Origin of the sequence: Microcystis sp. M20BS1, from assembly GCF_020245305.1 — a bacterium.
Taxonomy (GTDB): domain Bacteria; phylum Cyanobacteriota; class Cyanobacteriia; order Cyanobacteriales; family Microcystaceae; genus Microcystis; species Microcystis ichthyoblabe_A.
The window spans coordinates 1-6,976 of the sequence record NZ_JADBUZ010000055.1 but is presented as its reverse complement, the minus strand read 5'-3'; the positions used below and the strand labels follow the sequence as shown (position 1 = coordinate 6,976).

Below are 6,976 nucleotides of genomic sequence, written 5' to 3'. Positions count from 1 at the left end.
GATTAATTGAGGGAATGAATACCAAAATCAAGCTTATTAAAAGAATGAGTTATGGATTTACCAATTTTGAACATCTTCGACTTAAGCTGTTTGCTTGCTTTAATTTATAACAAAAATTAACACACGAAAACCAGGAGAGCCAATTGGGTTAGGGATAGGCCGAAACGCTGCTGCTATCCCAGCCAGTCAACCTGATTTTTTGGTGGAATTGATGGCAAAATCTTCTTAGCCTCAACTAACTTTAATCAAGCCCAACAATCTCCCCCTTACCGGCAATCACTTCGCCGATTTGGTAGGCATTAATCCCAGAGGATTGTAGTTGATTAATAGTCAATTGCGCCAGATCCGATGGGACAATGATCACAAAACCGATACCCATATTAAAAGTATTAAACATGGCTTCGGCATTAACCGAACCCATCTGGGCTAACCAGTGAAAAATTGGCAAAACTGGCCAACTTTCGCGGTAAATCCGCACAGACTGCCCTTTACCCAAGCAGCGGGGCAAATTTTCCGGGATGCCACCCCCAGTAATGTGGGCCATGGCGTGAATATCTAACCCAGAGCGTAGCAGTTCTAGCACAGGTTTAACATAAAGTCTAGTGGGAGTTAACAAAACTTCACCTAAGCTAGAGCCAGCCAAAATTGCGGGGCAATCTTGCCAATTTAAGCCCTGGGTGTCGATAATCTTACGAACAAGACTAAAACCGTTACTGTGAACCCCACTACTGCCTAAACCGATAGCCACATCGCCGATTTGCACCTTACTGCCGTCGAGTAATTGACTTTTTTCGACAATACCGACGCAAAAACCCGCCAAATCGTACTCTCCCGCCGAATAAAACCCCGGCATCTCCGCCGTTTCCCCTCCCAAAAGAGTACAACCACTATCACGACAGGCACTAGCGATTCCCGATACCACCGCCGCTAACTGTGACGCTTCCAGTTTACCAGTGGCGAGATAATCCAAGAAAAATAAAGGTTCGGCCCCGGAGGTTAGGACATCGTTGACGCACATGGCCACCAGGTCAATTCCCACCGTATCATGGCAATTGAGACTATGGGCAATTTTCAGCTTGGTTCCCACACCATCAGTTCCCGATACTAACACCGGTTGCTGATAACCAGAAGGTAACTGAAAATAGCCGCCAAAACCGCCTAAACCGCCGATAACTTCGGGACGGAAGGTACTTTCCACATTTTGGCGAATTTTCTCGACGAAAGCGCGTCCCGCTTCCACATCCACGCCTGCTTCTTTATAATCCATGCCCAATTGACCGATTGTATCTCTCAAATTTTACCCGGATTTCAGTCCTATGGGAATTATGAGTTATAAATTATGAATTATGGTTCTTCGGTTTGTCTTATGCAACGGACAGGGTTATAAGGAATGAAACTCTTACAGAGAAAGGCATTTGGCAATTTAGGCATTAGGCAATAAGCAAAGGAGAATAAATAATCAGTTTTTAATAACCAGATTTAGTAAGTAGTCGTGCAAAATTAATTTCCTAGTGAAGATAGGCAAGAGGCAAGAGCGGGGTTAGATATGTGTAATTAATTTTGCTTAGGTACTTAGCAGGATTTCCTAGGGATTTTTACTGATCAGAGAAAGGTTAGAACTGGTCGTAAAGTGAAAGAGATAACTATTTTGGTTATCGTCATTTCAGATAAGTCTGATACAATCTAGACTGGTTGAATCCTTATGAACTCTGGCATTGATATTCTCAATCTGAATTGAAATGACTATATCTAGATCACCGACGGTCAAAATTCCCTTGACTGAATCGGGGATGCGCGGAGATTGTAACAAAAATTATCGATTTCTTGACAAAAAACACCGATCATGCTATCAACTGAACCTAAAATCAGCAATTCTGGACAAAAATATTTAGCCTATCAAGATTGTCTATCCCCGAATCAAACCCTGTTACCCCTGACAGCCAAGGTTAATAACCGCGATTGTCTAGAAATCGGTGGTTGCGATGTGACCACCCTAGTGGAACGTTTCGGTTCACCCTTGTATATTATCGATGAAGTCACCCTCCGCACTGCCTGTGGTCAATACCTGCAAGGTTTCCAGACACATTATCCCGGAGAATCTAGGGTAATTTATGCCTCGAAAGCGTGGAATTGCCTGGCCGTATCGGCCGTGGTCGCTAGTGAAGGATTAGGTTTTGATGTGGTGTCGGCCGGAGAAATTCACACGGTGTTAACCGCTTTAGACCAGATCAATAAAACCGCTGTGCCAATATACTTTCATGGTAATAACAAATCGATCGCCGAATTAGAATACGCGATCGAGCATAACTGCATTATTATCGTTGATAACTGGCTAGAGTTAGAAAATCTGGTTAAATTAGGCGAAAATCGTCCTGATACCCCTATTCCGGTTCTATTGCGGTTAACCCCCGGTATCGAGTGCCACACCCACGAATACATTCGCACGGGTCACTTAGACAGTAAATTTGGTTTTGACCCCCATCAAATCGAAGCAGTATTTGACTATGTTTTAGCTCATCCGCAGCTGAATTGTCTGGGTTTACACGCTCACATCGGTTCCCAGATTTTTGAACGTCAACCCCACCAAGACTTAGCCGCTGTGCTGGCAGATTGGTTTAAATTAGGTTTAGAACGGGGTTTACCCCTAGAGCAATTAAACGTCGGTGGTGGTTTAGGGATTCGCTACCTTGAAAGTGATGACCCCCCAAGTATCGAGGAATGGGTACAAGCGGTGTCCTTAGCAGTGGCCAAAGCTTGTCAGGAAAGAGGTATCGCTTATCCGCTGCTTATTGCCGAACCGGGACGCTCTCTGATTGCCACCGCTTGCGTAACAGCCTATACAGTGGGTAATCGCAAAGAAATCCCCGAAATCCGCACCTATATCGCCGTCGATGGCGGAATGTCCGATAATCCCCGACCGATTACCTATCAATCGGTTTACCGGGCCGTGGTCGCCAATAAAATGAGTCAAGAATGTCAGGAAGTGGTGACAATAGCTGGAAAACATTGTGAATCTGGCGATATTCTAATTAAGGATATTGCGCTACCGAAAACCAACCCAGGGGATATTTTAGTGGTTTTAGCCACGGGGGCCTATAACTACAGTATGGCTTCTAATTACAACCGCTTACCCCGTCCGGCGGCGGTAATTGTCCAAAATGGAGAAGCTAATCTGATCCTTGAACGGGAAAATCTGGCGGATTTGCTGCGTCAAGACCGCTTACCCAATCGACTCTCCTTAATATAAACCTCATCGCTATTGTCCCCCCATGTCGGGTTTTTTTCTAGACCCTCGCCGGTTATTGTCCTGGATTCTCAGCCATGGTCTGTCATTCCTAGACTTTGGGTTAGTTCTCCTCCTTACCTATATGCTGCTGCTAATTATCGGCGAGCGGCGTACCTTTTGGATGGTGCGAGGACTAATCTACTTAATGCTGGCCTCGGTGATTAGCGATGCTCTAGGATTGCGCTTGCTGGGGTTAGTCCTAGAAAAATTGATTTTGGGGGCAGCTGTGGCGATCGCTGTGATTTTTCAGTCGGAATTCCGCCGTTTTTTAGAATTATTGGGCAAAGGTCAAGTGTGGGAGTTATTTCAGAAAAGTTCCCCCACTCCCAAGACCGATAATGTCATTGATGAGTTAGTGGACGCGGTGAAGGATCTATCTCAAAATCGCACCGGTGCGCTGATGGTATTAGAAACCAGTGGCAATCTCGATACCAAGGTGTTTGTCAATCCGGGGGTGACGCTCAATGGCCAAGTATCTAAGGAATTAATTCAAACTATTTTTCAAACTAAAACTTTACTGCACGATGGAGCCGTATTTATTCGGGGCGATCGAGTGGTGGCCGCTGGTGTTATTCTACCCCTATCGGAGCGCAGTACCTCTAGGCAATTAGGCACCCGTCATCGGGCAGCCATGGGTATTACCGAAAGGATAGATAATTGTATCTGTATTGTGGTTTCTGAGGAAACTGGCTCGATTTCCCTCGCGTCCGGAGGTAATTTGGATCGGCCTTTAACCAGTAGTAAACTAAAAGAGCTGCTCGAAGCGAAGTTTTCTCCGTCGGGAGAGGGGGAAGTGGTCGCACCGAGTTGGGGACGTTTAGGGCGTACAATTGGCTTAAAAGGTCGTCTAATCTTAGAAAAATTCTCCCGTTCGCCCAGCGCAACCCCGAAAGATAGAAAATGACTGTTAAACCGAGCTTATCACCAGAATTACCTACGGATTTAGATAAAAACCGTTTGCCTCAGCACGTCGCAGTGATTATGGATGGGAACGGTCGTTGGGCGAAAAATCGTGGTTTACCCCGGATTATGGGCCATCAACGGGGAGTAGATGCACTCAAGGACTTGCTGCGCTGTTGTCGTGACTGGGGGATTCCCGCTTTAACTGCTTATGCTTTTTCTACAGAAAATTGGGGTCGTCCCCTCGAGGAAGTAGAATTTTTAATGACTCTATTCGAGCGGGTTTTACGGCGGGAATTGGAGGAAATGATGCAGGAAAATGTTAAAATTCGCTTTATTGGTAATTTATCAGCCTTGCCAGAGTCTTTAAGACGGGAAATTGCTAAATCTCAAGCAGAAACTAGCAAAAATTCCGGTATTCAATTTACGGTGGCTACTAATTATGGCGGCCGAGAGGAAATCGTGCAAGCTTGTCAGGCGATCGCTCGTCAGGTGCAACGGGGTTTAGTCTCCCCGGAAGCGATCGATGAATCTCTCTTTGAACAGTATCTTTATACTGCCGGGATTCCTAACCCAGACCTGTTGATTCGCAGTAGTGGGGAAATGCGAATTAGTAATTTTTTACTCTGGCAAATGGCCTACGCGGAAATCTACGTTACTGACACCCTCTGGCCCGATTTCGATCGAGTGCAATTTCACCACGCTTTAAAAGATTATCAGGGTCGTCATCGTCGTTTTGGCAAATTATAAGGGCTACAGCCCAAATTTAGCGAAATAGCCCCTGTGGGGCAGTTAAAGGACAATTTTTGATTTTTCACTTTTTATCTTAAACTTCCTGGGGCAACGGTTAAACCGCGACGGGGGCCGTTTGTGATCCTCTCCATTTCCCCAATACGGTAATCCGTAAATCGGCCAGAGCTAGACTTTTTCCCCGGCTAAAATAAAATAGGATGGAAAATAACTATCGACGATAAGCAGTTTTAAGATTATGGGATTCTTTGACTCAGAAGTGGTTCAACAGGAAGCTAGACAGCTATTTGAGGATTACCAGTCCCTCACACAACTGGGCAGCGAGTACGGGAAATTCGATCGAGAGGGTAAAATCATCTTTATCGATAGGATGGAGGAGTTAATGGAACGCTACAAGATATTTATGAAGCGTTTCGAGTTATCTGAAGATTTTTCCGCCCAAATGACCGTAGAACAGCTAAAAACCCAATTAGGTCAATTTGGCATGACTCCGCAAATGATGTTCGACCAAATGCAGCAAACCCTTGAGCGGATGAAGGCAGAAATTCGCTAAAATTGCCGATATTTATCGGGTATTGGCTGTCTTTTGCCCGATAATGCTCTCTCCAGTTTACTGCTGAGAAATTTGGGGTTTCTGCGGTTTGCGGTTTTTTGAGAACGATGATCTAATAATTTTAAGTAGGTTAGCTGATGAACTCTAGGCCAGATTCACAAGAAAATATTGAGCCACCTCAGTATAGTGAAAAAACTAACCGCATTCAGGCAATCAGTCAACTGATTAAGGCGATCACCCCGTTAATTTGGGCTATAGTTGTTCTAGTGGTTATCGTGCCTCTTTTAGGGAAAATTTGGCTAGGAACTGCCAGCAATGAACCGTTAAAAACTAAGGTTGCTACAGAAACTAACCTAGAGATTCCCATCACTATACCCCAAAAATCTAACAGTAAAATCGATCGAGAAATTAGCCAAGCTTTACAGACAGCGAGAGCCAATTCTCAAAACTTCGCCCTAGGAGAAATTGAGGGATGGGTGGAGGAGTTGATGACACGAGTAGATCAGGGTTTTTTGCCTTGGTATTTTAACTATTTCAATCAAAAACAATTTGAGGGTAAGGCCTTTTTAAGCGGATTATACTCCTCGATCGCTCACTGGGTCAATACAGATAATCCACCCTCGGAACAGGTGGTGGCAGAAAATTTGACCAAAACTATTCAAACCGAGTTTACTAAACGGGTAATTCGTCCCCAAGAAGCACAATTACGTCTAGAGAGAATTACTAGGGATGCTGTTAATTTATATGTCAATAATTTAAGCAATGAATTAGAGAATATTCAGGCCAGTTATCAAATTCCCCAAGGTAAATGGGACCGTTATCTTAGCGATATAGCCATAACAATTCAAGATACCGAGGGCAATATTTCTAACACATCAATTAAACTTTTAGTCGGTGGTGCCACTGCTTTGGGAGTTAAATCTCTCATCCCAGTGGTGAAAGTGGGCAGCACAGTTTATTTGTCCCTAGCGGGAAAAACCGGGGCGAAAATTGCCACTAAAACGGGTGGAGCAGTAGCGAGTAGTTTTGGCGCAGAATTAATCGATCCAATCGTGGGAATTGGTTTGATAGTTTGGGATTTATGGGACTATCAGCACACGGTAAACATTGAAAAACCGATTCTGCGGGATGCCATTTTTAATTATTTACAAGAAGTCAAATATGATCTAGTCAATAATCATCAAGGTAGCGTCCTTTCATCCATTTATCAAATTGAAACCAGTGTCAATAAATCCCTAGGCAGAACCTAAATAAAATCATCTAAGTAGGTAGGCGTTAAAAATTATCATATATCCCCCTTATCAAGGGGGGATTAAGGGGGGATCGAACCTAAAATCCATTTTTAATTTATACTTTAGACGTTCATAATCTGAGATTTATTAAACTTCTGAAATCGTAGAGTCAGCAAGGAATCCAGTTCTTTTTTATGTTTCAGATGGGCATCATTCAGACATTCATAAATGGCTGAAGAAAAGTCAGAAAAGTTT

7 protein-coding genes and 1 pseudogene are annotated in these 6,976 nt (G+C 44.0%); 6 read left to right on the top strand and 2 right to left on the bottom strand.

The features are described 5' to 3' along the window. Positions 1-110: transposase (locus tag IM507_RS05580; protein WP_287636754.1), on the top strand; the 110-nt coding region annotated here is incomplete at its 5' end. 131 nt (positions 111-241) lie between these two features. On the opposite strand, the gene purM is transcribed toward IM507_RS05580, so the two are convergent. Then, positions 242-1,267: a phosphoribosylformylglycinamidine cyclo-ligase gene (purM, locus tag IM507_RS05575; protein WP_002736981.1), complete on the bottom strand. Its 1,026-nt coding sequence runs from the start codon at positions 1,265-1,267 to the stop codon at positions 242-244. A 576-nt stretch (positions 1,268-1,843) separates the two neighbouring features. Here purM and lysA point away from each other — a divergent pair. The 5 genes from lysA to IM507_RS05550 all read left to right on the top strand — a co-directional run bounded on the left by lysA (position 1,844) and on the right by IM507_RS05550 (position 6,739). Continuing rightward, a complete protein-coding gene (gene lysA, locus IM507_RS05570; RefSeq protein WP_002735363.1) occupies positions 1,844-3,247 on the top strand; it encodes a diaminopimelate decarboxylase in 1,404 nt (467 codons plus the stop codon). 22 nt (positions 3,248-3,269) lie between these two features. Beyond that, positions 3,270-4,190: a diadenylate cyclase CdaA gene (cdaA, locus tag IM507_RS05565; protein ID WP_036400954.1), complete on the top strand. Its 921-nt coding sequence runs from the start codon at positions 3,270-3,272 to the stop codon at positions 4,188-4,190. Continuing rightward, a complete protein-coding gene (gene uppS / locus IM507_RS05560; RefSeq protein ID WP_069475096.1) occupies positions 4,187-4,936 on the top strand; it encodes a polyprenyl diphosphate synthase in 750 nt (249 codons plus the stop codon). The genes cdaA and uppS overlap by 4 nt, the downstream gene beginning before the upstream one ends. Positions 4,937-5,174: 238 nt before the next feature. Then, positions 5,175-5,489, top strand: coding sequence for a DUF1825 family protein (locus tag IM507_RS05555; protein WP_002738222.1), 315 nt, complete (start codon positions 5,175-5,177; stop codon positions 5,487-5,489). A 137-nt stretch (positions 5,490-5,626) separates the two neighbouring features. After that, entirely contained in the window at positions 5,627-6,739 is a 1,113-nt protein-coding gene (locus tag IM507_RS05550; RefSeq protein ID WP_002776369.1) for a hypothetical protein, read from the top strand. Positions 6,740-6,843: 104 nt separating this feature from the next. Here IM507_RS05550 and IM507_RS05545 read toward each other — a convergent pair. Then, positions 6,844-6,976, bottom strand: a pseudogene (locus IM507_RS05545) (IS630 family transposase); the annotation flags it as partial.